Annotated in this window: 15 protein-coding genes; 2 read left to right on the forward strand and 13 right to left on the reverse strand. The window is 73.9% G+C overall.

Annotated elements, in window-relative coordinates; genetic code table 11:
* Positions 1 to 33: 33 nt before the first annotated feature.
* From ACWGKU_RS31435 to ACWGKU_RS31455, 5 genes are all read right to left on the reverse strand, one after another.
* The gene (locus tag ACWGKU_RS31435) at positions 34 to 243 is read right to left on the reverse strand and encodes a ferredoxin (protein WP_380358219.1); all 210 of its coding nucleotides are present in this window, start codon (positions 241 to 243) and stop codon (positions 34 to 36) included.
* Positions 244 to 254: 11 nt separating this feature from the next.
* The gene (locus ACWGKU_RS31440) at positions 255 to 1487 is read right to left on the reverse strand and encodes a cytochrome P450 (RefSeq protein WP_452180645.1); all 1233 of its coding nucleotides are present in this window, start codon (positions 1485 to 1487) and stop codon (positions 255 to 257) included.
* 30 nt (positions 1488 to 1517) lie between these two features.
* Positions 1518 to 2681, reverse strand: coding sequence for an acyltransferase family protein (locus tag ACWGKU_RS31445; RefSeq protein ID WP_401054582.1), 1164 nt, complete (start codon positions 2679 to 2681; stop codon positions 1518 to 1520).
* 276 nt (positions 2682 to 2957) lie between these two features.
* Positions 2958 to 3602 (reverse strand): dihydrofolate reductase family protein, encoded by a 645-nt coding sequence (locus ACWGKU_RS31450; RefSeq protein WP_452180646.1) that lies wholly within the window; start codon positions 3600 to 3602, stop codon positions 2958 to 2960.
* Between the two features lie 143 nt (positions 3603 to 3745).
* Positions 3746 to 5338 carry an MFS transporter gene (locus tag ACWGKU_RS31455; protein WP_452180647.1) on the reverse strand — a complete coding sequence of 531 codons (1593 nt, stop codon included), beginning with the start codon at positions 5336 to 5338 and terminating at the stop codon, positions 3746 to 3748.
* Positions 5339 to 5548: 210 nt separating this feature from the next.
* Between ACWGKU_RS31455 and ACWGKU_RS31460 the strand changes: the two genes are divergently transcribed.
* Positions 5549 to 5911, forward strand: coding sequence for a YciI family protein (locus ACWGKU_RS31460; RefSeq protein WP_401046107.1), 363 nt, complete (start codon positions 5549 to 5551; stop codon positions 5909 to 5911).
* Between the two features lie 4 nt (positions 5912 to 5915).
* Positions 5916 to 7166, forward strand: a complete 1251-nt coding sequence (locus ACWGKU_RS31465) for an RNA polymerase sigma factor (RefSeq protein WP_380358210.1) — start codon at positions 5916 to 5918, stop codon at positions 7164 to 7166.
* 10 nt (positions 7167 to 7176) lie between these two features.
* Here ACWGKU_RS31465 and ACWGKU_RS31470 read toward each other — a convergent pair whose 3' ends face one another.
* The 8 genes from ACWGKU_RS31470 to ACWGKU_RS31505 are packed head-to-tail and all read right to left on the reverse strand — an operon-like array spanning position 7177 to position 15531.
* A complete protein-coding gene (locus ACWGKU_RS31470) occupies positions 7177 to 8565 on the reverse strand; it encodes an alkaline phosphatase family protein (RefSeq protein ID WP_452180648.1) in 1389 nt (462 codons plus the stop codon).
* Positions 8562 to 9692, reverse strand: a complete 1131-nt coding sequence (gene eboE, locus ACWGKU_RS31475; protein WP_452180649.1) for a metabolite traffic protein EboE — start codon at positions 9690 to 9692, stop codon at positions 8562 to 8564. Before eboE ends, ACWGKU_RS31470 begins: the two co-directional genes overlap by 4 nt.
* Positions 9689 to 10549, reverse strand: coding sequence for a TatD family hydrolase (locus ACWGKU_RS31480; protein WP_452180650.1), 861 nt, complete (start codon positions 10547 to 10549; stop codon positions 9689 to 9691). Before ACWGKU_RS31480 ends, eboE begins: the two co-directional genes overlap by 4 nt.
* Positions 10546 to 11253 (reverse strand): EboA domain-containing protein, encoded by a 708-nt coding sequence (locus ACWGKU_RS31485; RefSeq protein WP_401046099.1) that lies wholly within the window; start codon positions 11251 to 11253, stop codon positions 10546 to 10548. The genes ACWGKU_RS31480 and ACWGKU_RS31485 overlap by 4 nt, the downstream gene beginning before the upstream one ends.
* Entirely contained in the window at positions 11250 to 12149 is a 900-nt protein-coding gene (locus ACWGKU_RS31490; protein ID WP_401046096.1) for a sugar phosphate isomerase/epimerase family protein, read from the reverse strand. The genes ACWGKU_RS31485 and ACWGKU_RS31490 overlap by 4 nt, the downstream gene beginning before the upstream one ends.
* Positions 12146 to 13048, reverse strand: coding sequence for an SCO3242 family prenyltransferase (locus ACWGKU_RS31495; RefSeq protein WP_452180651.1), 903 nt, complete (start codon positions 13046 to 13048; stop codon positions 12146 to 12148). The genes ACWGKU_RS31490 and ACWGKU_RS31495 overlap by 4 nt, the downstream gene beginning before the upstream one ends.
* Positions 13045 to 14211 carry an inositol-3-phosphate synthase gene (locus ACWGKU_RS31500; protein ID WP_401046093.1) on the reverse strand — a complete coding sequence of 389 codons (1167 nt, stop codon included), beginning with the start codon at positions 14209 to 14211 and terminating at the stop codon, positions 13045 to 13047. The genes ACWGKU_RS31495 and ACWGKU_RS31500 overlap by 4 nt, the downstream gene beginning before the upstream one ends.
* Before the next feature lie 36 nt (positions 14212 to 14247).
* The gene (locus ACWGKU_RS31505; RefSeq protein WP_401046092.1) at positions 14248 to 15531 is read right to left on the reverse strand and encodes a PQQ-dependent sugar dehydrogenase; all 1284 of its coding nucleotides are present in this window, start codon (positions 15529 to 15531) and stop codon (positions 14248 to 14250) included.
* Positions 15532 to 15975 lie beyond the last annotated feature (444 nt).

A 15975-nucleotide genomic window follows, 5' to 3' on the forward strand; every position in this document is an offset into this window, starting at 1 on the left:
ACCCACGGGTCCCGCGCCGGCCCCGTCCGTTCCTCAGGGCACGTCCGATTCCTCGGTCAGGGACAGCGTGCGCGTCGGGCACTCCTCGACCGCCGTCCGGGCGCCCGCCAGTTGGGCCCCCGCAACCCGGTCGGCCAGCACCACGACCGTCCCGTCACGGTCGTCCTGGTCGAACAGGTCGGGCGCCGCCAGGTAGCACCGGCCCGCGCCGATGCAGCTGTCGGGGTTGGTACGGATCCGCATGGAGTTCCCCCTCACCAGGTGACCGGCAACGCGTGCAGGCCGTAGTTGACGTGCTCCTCCTTGAACCGCAGCGCTTCGACGGGCTCGGCGAGCCGCAGCTCGGGGATGCGCTCGAACAGGGTCGTCAGGACGACCTCCAGCTCGGTCCTGGCCAGGTGCTGACCGATGCACTGGTGCGCGCCGAAGCCGAACGCCAGACTGCGTTCGACGCGGTCGGGGTCGAAGACGTCCGGGTCCGCGAAGCGCAGCGGGTCCCGGTTGGCTCCCACCGTCAGACCGAGCACGCCCTCGCCGGCCGCGATCCGGACCCCGCCGATCTCGACGTCCTCCAGGGCCACCCGGGAGTTGGCGATCTCCGCGATGGTGAAGTAGCGCACCAGCTCGTCGATCGTCGCCGGCCAACGCGACGGGTCGGCGGCCAGCGCCTTGCGCAGCACCGGCCGTTCGAGGAGCAGCATGGCCCCCAGACCGATGACGTTCGCGATGGTCTCGTGGCCGGCCATCAGCAGCATGAAGGCCATCCCGACGAGGTCGCGGTGGTCGGGGACGCCCGGCTCGCCGCGCCGCGCCGCCAGCCGGCCGATCAGGTCGTCGGTCGGGGTCCGCTCCTTGTCGGTCACCATCCCGTCCATGTAGCCCATGAGTTCCGCGGTCGCCACCGCGCCGGCCTCGGGGGTGGTGGCGTTCATCACCGTGAAGGAGGTCCGCAGGAAGAACTCGCGGTCGGCGAACGGGACGCCGAGCAGCTCGCAGATCACCAGCAGCGGAACCGGGTTGGCGAACGCGTCGATCAGGTCGACGGTACGGGGGCCGGCCAGCAGCCGGTCGACGTACTCGTCGGTGATCTCCTGGATCCGGGGCCGCAGGCGGTTGATGCTGCGGGGGGTGAAGTCCGCTGCCACCGCGCGCCGGGCCAGGGTGTGTTCGGGGGGATCCATCCCGACCAGCGAGGTGGAGAACTCGGGCGCGGGGACCTGGTGGTCCATCATCAGCGGGTAGCCCGGGCGGCGCAGGTCGGAGCTGAACCGGTTGTCGCCCAGCATCGCCTTGACGTCCTCGTAGCGGGCCGTGGCCCAGGCGAGCTTGCCGCTGGGCAGCCGGACCTTGCCGAGGGTCGGTCGGTCGAGGAGCTCCTGGTAGCCGTCCGGCAGCGTGTACGGGCACGTCCGGGGCATCGGGTAGGACGGGTGGTCGGAGTGGTCGGAGTGGTCGGAGTGGTCGGTCGGGTCGGTGGCTTCGGCCATGGCTGTCTCCGATCGTCGTGCGAGGGGTGCTCAGGTCTGTGGCTGGGGCTCCGGGTTCGGACGTTTGGGAGCACGCTGCGCCGCCGGGCGGCTCCAGCGGCGCATGGCCGGCATCTCGACGGTCTTGTGCAGGACCCAGGCCAGTGCGACGCAGAGGGCGTAGAGGGCGACGACGAACGCGATGGCGACGGGCGTGCTGAACGCCGTCGGGGTGTACGCGTGGGCGTAGCCCACCAGATCGCCCGCGAACGCCGCGTGCACCGCGAACATCACGGTGATGTGGATGATGTAGAAGGCGAAGGACAGTTCCCCGAGCCGCACCATGAAGGGCGCGCTGAGGACCGTGCGCCGGCCGGACAGGTCCCGGACGGCGAGCGCGCCGATCAGCAGCGCGGCCGGGACGGGGTAGAGCGCCGCGATCCCGAAGGGGATGGGCAGGTGGAACAGCAGCAGGAAGACGGCGAGGTTGAGCAGGGCGGCCGGCAGGATCCGGATCCTCGGCCAGCTTCCGGAGGCGACGATCCGGGCGAGGAACATGCCGATCACGAAGTCGATGCACCGCACGGGCGGGAAGAAGTACAGCGCCCACAGCTGGGGCCAGGATCCCGCGGGGTAGAACTGGCTCGGCGGGTATCCCGACAGCAGCGGGTAGCTGATCGCCGGGAGCAGGACGGCGGTCGCGCCGAGGCCGATGATCCAGGACCACAGCGCCCGGTTGCCGAGCCGGCGGACGAACCGGACCAGCAGCGGGAACATCGCGTAGCAGAGCATCTCCACCGCGAGCGTCCAGGTCGCGCCGTTGAACTGGTACATGATCAGGTCCTGGGAGGGCCACCAGTTCTGGACCAGGAAGAGGTTGGCGAGGGCCGGTCCCCATCTGATCGTCTCGCCCGCGGCGGCGAACTGGCTCAGGGCGACGAACGCGATCAGGACGTGGGAGGGGCCTATGCGCACCACCCTGCGCCGCCAGAAGCCGGTCGCGGTCTGACCGGGCTTGGCCGACCAGGTGAGGACGAAGCCGCTGAGGACGAAGAAGAACGACACCGCGAGGAACCCGATGCGTCCGTCGCCCGTCAGGGTGCTGAAGACGGAGAGGGCGTTCGGGTCCTTGAAGGCCCCGAGGACGAGCGCGTGGCTGGCGAAGACGAAGACGACGGCGACGGCCCGGAGGCCTTCCAGTGACGGCAGTGTCACCGTTCTCGCCGGTAGTGGCGAATTCATGGGCAACCCCTTTTCTCCGAGGCGGAACGCCGGGGCGGCACCACCCGGTCTTCGGTGGGCGCGCGGCGCTACTCGCGTGTTAGTCGTAACCGGGGGAGGCGATTCGACATCATGATTTCTTCCAACGTGCTGCCCTTGATCGCCGGTCGGCGATGGCCCGGGCGCCGGCACGACCGTGGCCGGGGCGAAGGCCCCCGCCACCGACGAGCGGTGGTCACGACGGGAGGGCGCGGTCGTACGCGCCGGTGGTCACCGCCGCCAGAACAGGAGGTGGGTCACCCCGCTCGGGCTGGGTACCGTGTCGAGGTGGAAGCGGTCGAGCAGCTCGGTGTGGCTCTTCCAGAGCCGTTCCCCCCGGCCGAGGTCGACCGGTGCGACGGCGAAGTGCATGGTGTCGACCAGGTCGGCGTCGATGAACTCGCGGACGGTGGTCACCCCGCCGCTGATGCGCACGTTCCGGTCCCCGGCGGCCTCCTTCGCGTGCTTCAGCGCCTCCTCCGGCGTCGCGTTGAGGAAGTGGAAGGTGGTGTCGGACAGCGTGAAGGACGGGCGCTCGTAGTGGGTGAGCACGAAGACCGGAGCGTGGAACGGCGGGTTGGCGCCCCACCACCCCTGCCACTCGTGGTTCTCCCAGGGGCCGCGCTGGGGGCCGAACTTGTTGCGCCCCATGATCACCGCGCCCGGCGGGCGGGCGTGGTCGCGGGTCAGGTAGTCGTCCAGGCCGCGGGTGCCGCCGGGGTCGGCGCGGTTCACCCAACTCGCGGTGGCTCCCGCCCAGGAGAAGAAGGGGGAGGGGTCCGCGTGGCCGAACGGCCGTTCCAGGGACTGTCCCTCGCCGGCTCCGAAGCCGTCGCGCGACAGATTGAAGCACTGCACCGACACCAACTGCGACATACGGTCCACACCTTTCCTCGTGGGCGATCCGGGCCGCCCGTCAGGACCGGGCGCCCGCGCCCACAACGACCGCGTCGTCGGCAGGGCACGGGGAGGTACGCCGTACGAGTGACCGCCCCGTCGGGCGGGTGGGACGGACGCGATCAGCCCGCCGCGGGGACGGTGCCGGAGCCCCCGGTGGGCCCGGCGGCGGCCTCGTCCGACGGCCGGCCGGTGGGCGGCAGGTGGCGGAGCAGGGCGGTCACCAGGGCGGCGGTGACGAGCAGCAGGACGCCGGCGACGGTGACCACGGTGTGGAGCTCGACGGCGAAGGCGGCCCGGGTGGGCGTCAGCAGGGCGTCGGCGACCTCGCCGGACAGGGAACGGGCGGCCTCCTGCGCGCCCGTGAGGGAGTCCCCCGCGGCCCGGACCGCCCCGTCGGGCAGGCCCTCGGGAAGGTGCAGCGCGCCGCGGTAGACGGCGGCGCCGACGCTGCCGAGGGCCGCGATGCCGAGGGCGAAGCCGAGTTGGCCGCTGGTCTCGTTGAGTGCGGCCGCGGAGCCGGCCTTCTCGACCGGGGCGGAGCCCATGACCAGGCCCATGCCGAGGGTGACCATCGGGCCGGAGCCGAGGAAGACCACGGCGAAGCCGGCGATCAGCACGGCGGGGCTGGAGCCGGGCTCGGCCCCGGTGATCACCGCCATGCCGATCGTGGCCAGGACCAGTCCGCCGCCGATGAGGTACGCCGGACGGAAGCGCTGACCGAGCCTGGGGGACAGGGTGAAGCCGACCGTGTTGGCGACGATCGCCGGCAGCATCCACAGGCCCGCGTGCAACGGGTCGCGTCCGTACAGCAGTTGCAGGGCCTGGGTGACGAAGAACATCACCGCGCCGGTGAGCATGGTGCCGAGGAACAGGCTGAGCAGCGCGGCCGTGAAGGCGCGGTGCCGGAACAGGCCCAGGTCGAGCAGCGGATGCGTCAGGTGGTGCTGGCGGTGGACGAAGAGGATCCCGAAGCCGAGGCCGGCCAGGACGGCCGCGATCGACAGGGGCTGCCACCCGTCCTTGGCGATCTCCTTCAGGCCCCAGATGGCGGGCAGGACGGCGGCCAGCGACTCCAGCACGCTGATCAGGTCCGGGCGCCCGGCGTCGGGGTCGCGGAACTCGGGCAGGAGCACCGGGCCGAGCACGAGCAGCAGCACCATCGCGGGGACGCCGATCAGGAAGGCCGAGCCCCACCAGAAGTGGGCGAGCATGGTGCCGCCGATGATCGGGCCGGCGACGGCGCCGGCCGAGAAGCACGCGCCCCAGATGCCGAAGGCGGCGCCGCGCTGCCGGGCGTCCTGGAACATGGCGGTGATCAGGGAGAGGGTGCTCGGCGCGAGGGTGGCGCCGGCGACGCCGAGCAGGGCGCGCGCCGTGATCAGCATGGCGGGGTTGACGGCGTAGGCGGCGGCGACGGAGGCGAGGCCGAACGCGGCGGCGCCGATCAGCAGCAGTCTGCGCCGGCCGATGCGGTCGCCGAGCGATCCCATGGTGACGAGCAGGCCGGCGAGCATGAACGAGTAGATGTCGGTGATCCACAACTGCTGCACGCTGCCGGCATGGAGGGAGTCCGCGAGGCTGGGCAGGGCCAGCAGCATCACGAAGACGTCGATCGAGACCAGCAGGGCGGGCAGGGCGAGGACGGCCAGCCCGATCCACTCCCGCCGTCCGGCCCGGGGCGCGGGCGCGCTGGGGGGTGTGGTGTCGCTCATCACGGGGTCCTTCCGGATTCTCGGGCAGGTGGCACCCGGGGGTGCCGTCACACCCGGAACGTCGGACCCGGCGACACGGTCTCGACGTCTGCGGCGGAAACCCGCGCGAAGGGCCGTGATCTGGGCTTGGATGTCGAGGGAGGGTCTTCGGCGGCGACGTCTCAAGTGCAGAGCACCAGTCGACCGTGCAAGGGACCAAGGAATGATGAGATGAAGTACATGCTGCTGATCCACATGAACCCGGTAGTCTGGGACGGCTTGTCCGAGAGAGAGCGCAACGAGGTCTTCTCCGGGCACGCCACGTTCCAGCAGAACATCCTCGACTCCGGTGAGATGGTGGTGACCCAGGCCCTCGCCGATCCGTCCGGCAGCTCCACGGTCCGGGTCCGGGACGGGCTGCCCGCGATCACCGACGGCCCCTACCTGGCCGCCGAGGAGTTCCTGGCCGGGTACTACCTGGTCGAGTGCGCGTCCAAGGAACGCGCGATCGAATTGGCCGGCCTGATCCCTGACGCCCGGTACACCGGCGTCGAGGTGCGCCAGGTCGTTTTCGAAGCCGATACGGAGAGCTGAGCCGATGAACCGTGACGTCCGGGTCGAGGACCTGCTCCGATCGCTCGCACCGCAGGTCCTCGGCGCGGTCGTCCGCCGCTACGGGCACTTCGACGCCTGCGAGGACGCCGTTCAGGACGCCCTGCTGGCCGCCGCCGTCCAGTGGCCCGAACAGGGGGTCCCCGGCAACCCCCGGGCCTGGCTGATCACCGTGGCCGCCCGCCGGGTGATCGACGGGCTGCGCAGCGAGCAGGCCCGCCAGCGCCGCGAGGCCACCGCCGCCGCGCTCACCCCGGCCGACGAGACGGTGACGCCGGGTCCCGGCGAGGAGCCGAAGGCGGCCGAGCAGGACGACATGCTCACCCTCCTGTTCCTGTGCTGCCACCCCTCGCTCACCCCCGGCTCGCAGGTCGCGCTCACCCTCCGCGCCGTCGGCGGTCTCACCACCGTGCAGATCGCGCACGCCTTCCTGGTCCCCGAGGCGACCATGGCCCAGCGGATCAGCCGGGCCAAGCAGCGGATCAAGTCCACCGGGTCGTCGTTCCGGATGCCTCCGCAGAGCGAGCGCAAGGAACGGCTGGCGGTCGTGCTCCAGGTGCTCTACCTGATCTTCAACGAGGGCTACACCACCACCAGCGGTCCCGACCTGCTGCAGCCCGAGCTGGCGCGCGAGGCCATCCGCCTCACCCGTGAGCTGCACCGGCTGCTGCCCGAGGAGGGCGAGGTCGCGGGTCTGCTGGCCCTGATGCTGCTGACCGACGCCCGCCGGCCGGCCCGCACCCGGCCCGACGGCAGCCTCGTCCCGCTCGCCGAGCAGGACCGCTCGGCCTGGGACCAGTCCGCGCTCAAGGAGGGGCTGGCGCTGATAGCCGAGACCCTCCCCCGGATGGTGGCGGGGCCGTACCAGGTGCAGGCGGCCATCGCGGCCGTGCACGGCGAGGCCGCGCACGCCGAGGACACCGACTGGCCGCAGATCATGGCCCTCTACGAGGTGCTGGAGCAGATGGCCCCCGGCCCGATGGTGACGCTCAACCACGCGGTCGCGCGCGCGATGGCCCTCGGCCCGGCGGCCGGGCTCGAACTGCTCGCGGCCCTGGAGTCCGACGGCCGGCTCGCGGACCACCACCGGCTCGCCGCGGTCCGCGCCCACCTGCTGGAGATGAGCGGTGACCGGGAGGCCGCCCGGAACAGCTTCCGGGAGGCCGCCCGGCGCACCGGCAGCATCCCCGAGCGCCGCTACCTGGAGTCCCGGGCCGAAGCACTGAACGACCGGTGACGGCCGCGCGTCAGCGGCCCAGGCCCTGGAGTCCCAGCAGCAGCTCGGGGACGTCGGTGGCGCCGATCGCGCCGGCCGCGTCGAGGACGGGCCGCCAGGCCGGGTCGGAGCAGATCAGCACCGGGCCGTCGGCGGGCGAGTCCGGCAGGCGGCCGTGCGAACCGCGGACCCAGGAGGGGTCCAGCGGAACCACGTTCATGGTGTGGCGCAGGCCGAGCTTCTTGCGGGCCAGGCCGAGCGCGGCCCGGGCCCTGGCCAGCGGGTCCGCCGGGTCGAAGAACAGCTCGGCCGGGTCGTAGCCGGGCTTGCGGTGGATCTCGACGGACCGTGCGAAGTCGGGGGCCCGCACGTCGTCCAGCCAGTAGTAGTAGGTGAACCAGGCGTCGGGGTCGGCCACCGCCACCAGTTCGCCGGACCGGGGGTGGTCGAGGCCGTGGCGGGCCTGGTCCGCGCGGTCCAGCACCTCGGCCACGCCGGGCAGCCGGAGCAACTGGTCGCGCACCTTGGGCAGGTCCGCCTCGTCGGGGACGTACACGTGGGCGATCTGGTGGTCGGCGACGGCGAAGGCCCGCGAGGCCCACGGGTCCAGGTACTCCATCCCGGCCTGGGTGTACACCTCCAGCAGGCCCTCCCGGCGCAGTTCGCGGTTGATGTCCACCGGGCGCCGCACCGGGGTGATGCCGTACTCGCCGAGCGCGACCACGGTCGCGCCGGACTGCTCCGCCTGCTCCAGCAGCGGTGCCAGCTCGGCGTCCACCGCCCGGGCCGCGGCCACGGCCTGCGGCGCGTCGGGCCCGAAGCGCTGGAGGTCGTAGTCCAGGTGCGGGACGTAGACCAGCAGCAGGTCGGGCCGCTCGGCGGCGAGGATCCGGCGGGCCGCCGAGACGATCCAGCGGCTGGAGGCGATCCCGGCCGTCGGGCCCCAGTACTGGAAGAGCGGGAAGGGCCCCAGCTCGGCGGTGAGTTCGTCGCGCAGCGCCGCCGGCCGGGTGTAGCAGTCGGGCGACTTGCGGCCGTCGGCGTGGTAGACCGGGCGCGGCGTGACCAGCAGGTCGGTGGTGGCGCCCATGGCGTACCACCAGCAGACGTTGGCGACCCGGTAGCCGGGATGCCGGGAGCGTGCGGTGTCCCACACCTTCGGTGCCCGGACCAGCCGGTTGTGCTGGCGCCAGAGGTGGATCTCCCCGAGCTCGCGGAAGTACCAGCCGTTGCCGACGACGCCGTGCTCGGCGGGCAGGCGGCCGGTGAGCAGCGTGGACTGCACGCTGCAGGTGACGGCGGGCAGCACCGTGCGCAGCGGGGCGGACCCGCCGCGCTCGGCGAGCCGGGTGAGGTTGGGCATGTACGGCAGCAGGCGCGGGGTCAGGCCGACCACGTCCAGCAGGACCACGGGTTTCAACCGTCCACCCTTTCGCTGATCAGTTCGCGCTCGGCCCAGGTGAGTTCGGCGGCTATCCCGGCCGGGATGTCCACGGGGGCGTCGTCCGGGGCACCGGCCGGTCGCCCGGGCAGCACCGGCCAGGTGTAGGTCTCGACCTCGATCACCGTCCGCTCCCGCACGGCCGCCACCGCCCGGCGGAGCACATCGGTGGTGGCGCGCAGCGGCGCGGGGGGCGGGGCGTGCAGCGGCACGTGGAAGTGCACCCGCCAGGGCCACCGGCCGGGCAGCCGCTCCAGCGCCTCCGGCAGGTCGTCGGCCGTGAGCACCCGGCCGGCGCCGTCCGACTCCCGCACCTGGTGGAGGTAGCGGGGTTCGGCATGGTCGGCGAGCAGCCGGCGGGCCGCCGGGTCGTTCGGGTCGTCCACGTGCAGGGCGGCCGAGGCCTGGATCCTGACCACCCGCAGGCCGGCCCGTTCGACGGCGGCCACCGTCCGCTCCGGGTCGGCGAAGGAGACCGCCAGGTGACAGGTGTCCAGGCAGAGGCCGACGAATTCGAGGTCCGCGCGGGTGGCGAGCCAGCCGACGGCGTCCTCGACGGTGTCCAGCACGCAGCCCGGTTCCGGCTCGACGGCGAGCCGGATCGGCCGGCCCGCCCGGGCCGAGACCGTGCGCAGCGCCGCCGCCGTCCGGCGCAGCGCCTGCTCGGCGGCCCGGTCCGCGGCGGGGGACCACGGACTGCGCCAGGCCAGCGGCAGCGTGGAGATGCTGCCGCCGTCGGCGTCGTCGGGCAGCAGGCCGGCCAGCACGGTGGCGCAGTCGGCGGTGTAGGCGGCGCGGGCGGGTTCGGTCCAGTCCGGCCGGTACACCGCGTGCTTGACCACCCGCTGGTGGAAGCCGCCGTAGGGGAAGGCGTTCAGGGCGAGCACGGACAGGTCCCGGGCGTCCAGTTCGACCCGCAGCCGGCGGAGCAGGGACGGGTCGGCGGCCAGTGCGGAGGCGGCGTCGGCGGCCAGCCACAGGCCCAGCCCGAGCCGGTCGAAGCCGGTGCGCTCGCGGATCGGAACTGCGCAGGTGTCGAGCTGCCGGAGGATGCCGGGCAGGTCCTCGGCCGGATGGACGTTGGTGGAGTAGCAGAGCCGGTTCACGATCCGCCCCGGAGCACCGAGTTGCCCGCGAAGGAGGCGCCGTCGGCGTCGTCCTGGAGCCCCTCGTCGAGGACCAGCCGCCCGCTGCGGCCGTAGAACTCGACGGGGTTGCGCCAGAGCACGGTGTCCACGTCCGCCGCGGTGAAGCCGGCCGCCAGCATGGCCCGGCCCACCTTGTGCGTCTTGAGGGGGTCCGAATTCCCCCAGTCGGCGGCCGAGTTGACGAGGATCCGGTGGGTTCCGTACTCCTGCAGGACGGCGACCATCCGGTGCTCGTCCATCTTGGTGTCCGGGTAGATCGAGAAGCCCATCCAGCAGCCGGAGTCGGCGACCGTCGCCACCGTGACCTCGTTGAGGTGGTCCACCAGGACGGCGCCCGGGGCGATGCCGGACTCGCGGACCACGTCCAGGGTGCGGCGGGTGCCGGCGTGCTTGTCCCGGTGCGGGGTGTGGACCAGGACCGGCAGTCCGTGGTCGACGGCCAGCTCCAGCTGACGGGCGAAGGCCTCGTCCTCGGCCCTGGTCATCGAGTCGTAGCCGATCTCGCCGACCGCGACCACGCCGTCCTTGCCGAGGTAGCGCGGCAGGACGTCCAGCACCTCGACGCAGCGGGGGTCGTTGGCCTCCTTGGGGTTCAGGGCGAGCGCGCAGTTGTGGCTGATCCCGAACCGGGAGGCCCGGAACCGCTCCCAGCCGAGCAGGCCGTCGAAGTAGTCGGTGAAGGACCCCGGGTTGGTACGGGGCTGGCCGAGCCAGAAGGCCGGCTCGACCACCGCCCGGACACCGGCCGTCCGCATGGCCCGGTAGTCGTCGGTGGTGCGCGAGGTCATGTGGATGTGCGGGTCGAAGATCCTCATGACCAGGCCTCCTGCGGTCGCGGCGGGACGAGGGCCAGCAGGACGCTCATGCCGAGCAGCACGCGCAGGTCGGAGCCGATCTCCCGGCCGGCCGCCCGCCGTTCCTCGGCCAGGTCGCGGGCCATCCGCAGCAGCTCGGCGTCGGTGCGGGCGACCAGCTCCGCCACGGCGCCCAGCGGCACCTCGGTGAACAGGCACTTCAGCACGCCGTGGCGCCACTGGTCCTGCTCCAGGTGCCGGGCGGCGAAGGGGCCCATCGCCGCCGCGACCAGTCGCGGGTCGTTGGTGCGCAGGCCGTCGGCGACCAGCTCCAGGCCGAGCCGGCGCACGCCGTCCGGCAGGTCCGGCAGCGCGCGCAGCACCCCGCGCCGCTCGGCGGCGTCGCCGTGCCGGTAGAGCTTCTCGACCTCGGCCGCCAGGACCGCCCCGGGCAGGGCCCCGGCCAGCACCGCGAGCAGCCGGGCCCGGGCCCGGTCGTCGGCCGTGCCGTGCACCAGCCCCTGCGGGTCGGCGTCCGGCCGCACCGGCCCGCGCCCGACCATCCGGCCGGCCAGCGGGAACTCCTGGTGGATCGTGCCCGGCCACTCGCGGACCCGGCGCTCGGCGCAGGTCAGCCAGTCCTCCTGCGGGTCCGGCGGCAGGGCCGGCCGGCTCCCGCCGTAGACGCTGGTTTCGAGCCAGCGGTGTTTCTCGGTGTCGGTCATGATGGGCGGTCTCCGATCGTGGACGACGCCGGCGCACCCGTGTGCGCCGGCGGAACGGAAACGGTCTCCTGGGCCCGGCGTATCGCCGCCAGGGCCGTTCGTGCGGTGGTCGGTGCGGCGTGGCTGTGCCGGGGCAGTTCGACCGCCGCGACGCCGGTGTAGCCGATCCCGTCGAGGGCGGCCAGCGTCGCGGCGAGATCGAGTCGCCCCTGCCCGAACTCCAGGTGCTCGTGGACGCCCGGAAGCATGTCGTCCAGCTGGACGTTGACCAGCAGCCCGGCCGCGCGCCGGACGCACTGCGCGGCGTCCACCGGCTCCACGGCCACGCAGTGCCCGACGTCGAGGGTGATGCCGAGGGCGTCGGGCTCGCCGAGCTCGCGGCGCAGGTCGAGCGCCTGGTCGAGGTGCTGGACGACCATGCCGGGCTCGGGCTCCAGGCCGAGCCGCACGGCGCGGCGCTGCGCCTCGGCCAGGACCGGGCCGAGGTGCTCGACCAGCCGTGCGCGGTTGGTCCGTGCGTCCACCCCGGGCTCGCCCACACCGGACCAGAAGGACACGCAGTCGGCGCCGAGCGACTCGGCGATCCGGACGGCGCGGAGCAGGAAGTCGATCCTCGGCGCGGCGTCCCCGGACACCAGCGTGGGGTGGTGCTTGCGGTACGGGTCGAGCAGGAAGCGCGCGCCGGTCTCGACCACGCAGCGCAGGCCCGCGGCGGAGAGCAGCGCCGCCAGCCGGTCGGTCTCCCGGGCCAGGTCCGGGCCGAAGGGATCGAGGTGGTGGTGGTCGAGGGTGAGGGCGACCGAGGTGTAGCCCAGGTCGGCGATGACCCGGATCGCGTCGGCGAGCCGGTGGTTGGCGAAGCCGTTGGTGCCGTACCCGACGGCGATCGCGCTCACGTCGGGCTCCTGCGGGTGGACAGCCGGCGGGCCAGCGGAAGGGCGCCCAGCACCAGCGCGGCGGCCGGCAGCGAGCCCAGCCGTGCGGCCAGCCCGGCCTGCAGCGGCACCATGCCGTGGATCCCGGCCACCGTCGCGGCCCGGACCGCCGCCGCCGTGCCGCCCGCCGTGCCGTCCGCGGTCCGTCCGGTGGAGCGTGCCGGGCCGGCGGCGAGCTGGGCGGCACCGGTGGCGGCCGCGTACCCCAGCGCGCAGAGCGCCCCGGCCGTGCGGTGCCGGGCCGAGGCGGCCCGGCCCGTGCCGGTCAGCAGGGCGGTGACCGCGGTGGCGGCCACCGCCAGCCGGGCATCGGTGGAGCGGCCGCCGTGGACCTCGCCGCGGGACAGCGCGGTCACGCCCAGAGTGTGGGTGGCCAGCGCCAGCGCCGGGACGCCGGCCGCCCGCCAGTGCCCGGATCCGGCGCCGAGCAGGACGTCCAGGCCGCGGCAGGCCGCCATGCCCAGCGGGGCGGCGGGGGTCGGCTTCAGCACGGTGTCGTACGCCCACACCGCCGCGGTGAGCGGGACGGCGATGCGCAGCGCGTCGGCCCCGCCCGCGAGACCGGCCAGGGCCAGCCCGGTGGCGCCGAGCCCGGCCGCCGCGGCGAGCGCGGCCCCGGGCGCGATCCGACCGGACGGGACGGGACGCTCGGGGCGCTCCAGCGCGTCGACCGCCCGGTCCGCCCAGTCGTTCAGCGCCATCCCCGACCAGTACAGGGCGACGGAGGCGAGCGGCAGGGCCAGCCGCCGGCCGCGCAGCGGACGGCCCGCGGCGACCGCGCCGGCCACGGTGTCCCCGAGGACGGTGAGCGCCGCCGGTGCCCGGACCAGGTCGAGCCACGGACGCAGGGCGACCCTCATCGGGCCACCTCGATCCGCCGGACCCAGGACACCAGGTCCTGTTCCTGCTGGGCGAGCCGGTGCTCGTCGCTGCCGAGCGGGTCCTTGAAGAAGAAGGCCAGCGCGCCGAGCGGCCCGGACTCCCCGGCCGCGTGCGCACCGGCCACCAGCCGGGCGAGGTCCAGGACCAGCGGCGCGGCGAGCGCCGAGTCGTAGCCGTCCCAGCTCAGCTGCAGGCTCATCGAGGTGCCGAGGAAGCCCTCGAAGGAGACGTGGTCCCAGGCGACCTTGCGTTCGCCGAGGTCGGGGACGTGGTCGATGTGCAGCGGCGCGGTGACCTCCCCGCCGAGCAGCGCGGCCAGCCCGCGGGTCTTGGACTCCAGCTTGCCCTGCGCGCGGCCCGCCACCCCGAGGTTGGCGCCGTCCCCGCCACCGAGCAGGTTGGTCCCCGACCAGGACCGCACCCGCAGCCCGCGGGCGAGGAACATCGGTGCCAGCACGCTGCGCAGCAGGGTCTCGCCGGTCTTGCCGTCGCAGCCCGCGTACGGCAGGCCGTGCCGGTCGGCCAGTTGGGCGACCGCCGGGATGCGCAGACCGGGCGACGGGGTGAAGTCGACGTACGGGCAGCCGGCCGAGAACGCGGCGTACGCGGAGAGGGCGGCCGGGCCGAGCACCCGGCGCCCCTCCTGGGCGAGGGCGCGGTCGAGGGCGGCCAGGTCGGCGTGCTCGGGCAGCGGCCGGAGCGGGGGCTCGGTGGAGGAGACGTTGACCACCACGACCCGCTCCAGGCCGTGGGAGCGCCGGAAGTCCGCGAGGTCGGCGGCGAGCCGGTCCGCCGCCTCGGCCTGGGTGGCCGGGGCGTCGTCGTCCGGGTCGTGGCCGCGGCGGATCTCCCGGTCGGCGGCGGCGAGTTCCTCGGCGACCGCCGCCGGGAGCCGACCGGGCAGCACACCCGCGGCGGCGAGTTCCTCCGCCCGCTTGCCCAGCGGGGTGGGGACGAGGTCGTGGCCGCCGGTGACCAGCTCGGACCAGCCGGGGAAGACGCCCGGATCGAGGTCGAGCCGCTCGCTGACGCTGCCGGTCGCGGGGACGAGCCCGGCCCGCAAGGCGGCGAGGCCGCAGACGGCCGTGGTGGCCACCGACCCCCTGCCGCCGACCAGCCATAGTCCGGTCCTGCCTGCCATGGTGCGACTCCCTTTCGGTGAGGAGGAGATGACGTCCTACGCGCGGTCCCAGCCCGCCCAGCGCCAGAGCCGGCCGGTGCCCCGCCGGGACTCGACGCCGTGGTCGGTCATCTCGAACTCGCCGAAGTCCAGGATCAGCAGCGCGTCGTCGCCCGGCGCGAAGCCGACGTCGATCGGCCGGTGCAGTTCGGGACCGGACGGCAGGCCCCGGGTGGACCAGTCGGTCGGGTCGACCAGCAGCAGGTCGCGCCCGAGCCGGGGGCCGCCCGGCGGCAGGGTCATCGGCGCCTCGTCCCCGAACAGCGTGACCACCAGCTGTCCGGCCAGCGGCGAGCGCGGGGGCGCCACGGCGAACTTGGTGGCCGCGACGTGCGACTCGAAGTCGAGCACCGGGCGCTCGGGCGGCGGGAGTTCGCCGTGGTTGGCCAGCAGGAAGGTCGGCTGCGGGCCGCGGGTGGGCTTGAACGCCGGGTCCGTCACCGGGATGCCGCCGATGAAGTCCGGCCAGCCGTACCAGGCGCCCTCGCGCACCTCGAACAGCAGGTCGGGGGCGTTGCCGATCGGCCGGCTGCCGCGGTCGTCGGCGCCCTGGTCGACCGCCAGCAGCCGGCCGTCCGGCAGGAAGCCCAGGCCGAAGGCGTTGCGCATCCCCCAGGCCACCAGCTCCAGGTTGCCGCCGTCGAGGTCGCAGCGCAGCACGGCCGCGCTGCACGGCAGTCCGGCCGGTACCCGCTGCCCGGGACGGGTCGCGGTGCCGAACGGGACGAACGCGCCGGTGGTGGTCCGCGCGCCGGGCCGGCCGGCCAGCGGGTCGTCCGTGGTCACGTTGAAGCCGGTGAGCTCGATGTCGAGGCCGGGGATGTCGTACGAGTGCGGGAGCCGTCCCAGCCAGCCGAGTTCGTAGGCGTCCAGCCCGATGATCCCCAGGTTGGACATCGCGCCCTGGGCGAAGTACAGCTTCCCGTCCCGGCCGGCCACGGCCATGTCGATGTGGTAGTTGCCGGGCCCCGGCATGCCGTCGACGATGACGGCCCGCTGCCCGTCCGGGCCGATCCGGACGATCCGGCCGGCCCCGCCCTCGGAGACGTACAGGTGGTCCTGGTGCCAGAGCAGTCCGGTCACCGGGGCGGCCAGGCCGTCGGCGATCAGGGTGCGTGACGAGGTGTCGGTTCCCGGGTCCAGACGCCAGATCCGGCCGCCGGGGGCGGCGCCCCCGAAGGGCAGTCCGGACTCGGCCAGGTATATCCGGCCCGCGTCGTCGAAGGTGAGGCTGGTCGGGAAGTCCAGCCTGTCGGCCAGTACGGTGGGTGATTGCGCCACGGTTCCTCCACGGTCGTGCCCACAGAAGATCCGCCGCCCCGGTGAGGTCGGCGACGGGTCGATGTGTAGCAGCGTCCACGAAGCATGGTCAAGAACCGCCCGGGCGCTCGCCGACGGCCGTGGGTTCACCGGCACGGTCAGGAAATACGCAGGTCAGGCGGTATGTGAAGGCCGTGGAAGGAAGTCCGGATCGGGGTCGTGGGGCCTGCTGGGCACCGCACGACGCGAGAAGTCCCGGGCGCTCCGGCATGCCGGTGACGGGCCTCGCGCGGTTGCCGTCCCGGTGGGGAGCGGAGTCCGGACAGCCGGCCTCGCAGTCACTCCCGGTAGTTTTCGGCGGGCCCCCTTCCCTGCTGCGGTCGGAGCCGACGGTCGCCGGGGAGGGCGTGCCCACCCAGCCCCGCGGCCCCGACCGGGGGGTGGCGCGGAGCCCCGACCGCCGGG

The sequence above is a fragment of the Kitasatospora sp. NPDC054768 genome, assembly GCF_053612025.1.

Excerpts from the sequence above, each read along its gene's own strand:
- ACWGKU_RS31435 (WP_380358219.1), bottom strand. The coding sequence starts at position 243 with ATGCGGATCCGTACCAACCCCGACAGCTGCATCGGCGCGGGCCGGTGC.
- ACWGKU_RS31480 (WP_452180650.1), bottom strand. The coding sequence starts at position 10,549 with ATGAGGATCTTCGACCCGCACATCCACATGACCTCGCGCACCACCGAC.
- ACWGKU_RS31460 (WP_401046107.1), top strand. The coding sequence starts at position 5,549 with ATGAAGTACATGCTGCTGATCCACATGAACCCGGTAGTCTGGGACGGC.
- ACWGKU_RS31440 (WP_452180645.1), bottom strand. The coding sequence starts at position 1,487 with ATGGCCGAAGCCACCGACCCGACCGACCACTCCGACCACTCCGACCAC.
- ACWGKU_RS31495 (WP_452180651.1), bottom strand. The coding sequence starts at position 13,048 with ATGAGGGTCGCCCTGCGTCCGTGGCTCGACCTGGTCCGGGCACCGGCG.
- ACWGKU_RS31485 (WP_401046099.1), bottom strand. The coding sequence starts at position 11,253 with ATGACCGACACCGAGAAACACCGCTGGCTCGAAACCAGCGTCTACGGC.
- ACWGKU_RS31450 (WP_452180646.1), bottom strand. The coding sequence starts at position 3,602 with ATGTCGCAGTTGGTGTCGGTGCAGTGCTTCAATCTGTCGCGCGACGGC.
- ACWGKU_RS31465 (WP_380358210.1), top strand. The coding sequence starts at position 5,916 with ATGAACCGTGACGTCCGGGTCGAGGACCTGCTCCGATCGCTCGCACCG.
- ACWGKU_RS31455 (WP_452180647.1), bottom strand. The coding sequence starts at position 5,338 with ATGAGCGACACCACACCCCCCAGCGCGCCCGCGCCCCGGGCCGGACGG.
- ACWGKU_RS31500 (WP_401046093.1), bottom strand. The coding sequence starts at position 14,211 with ATGGCAGGCAGGACCGGACTATGGCTGGTCGGCGGCAGGGGGTCGGTG.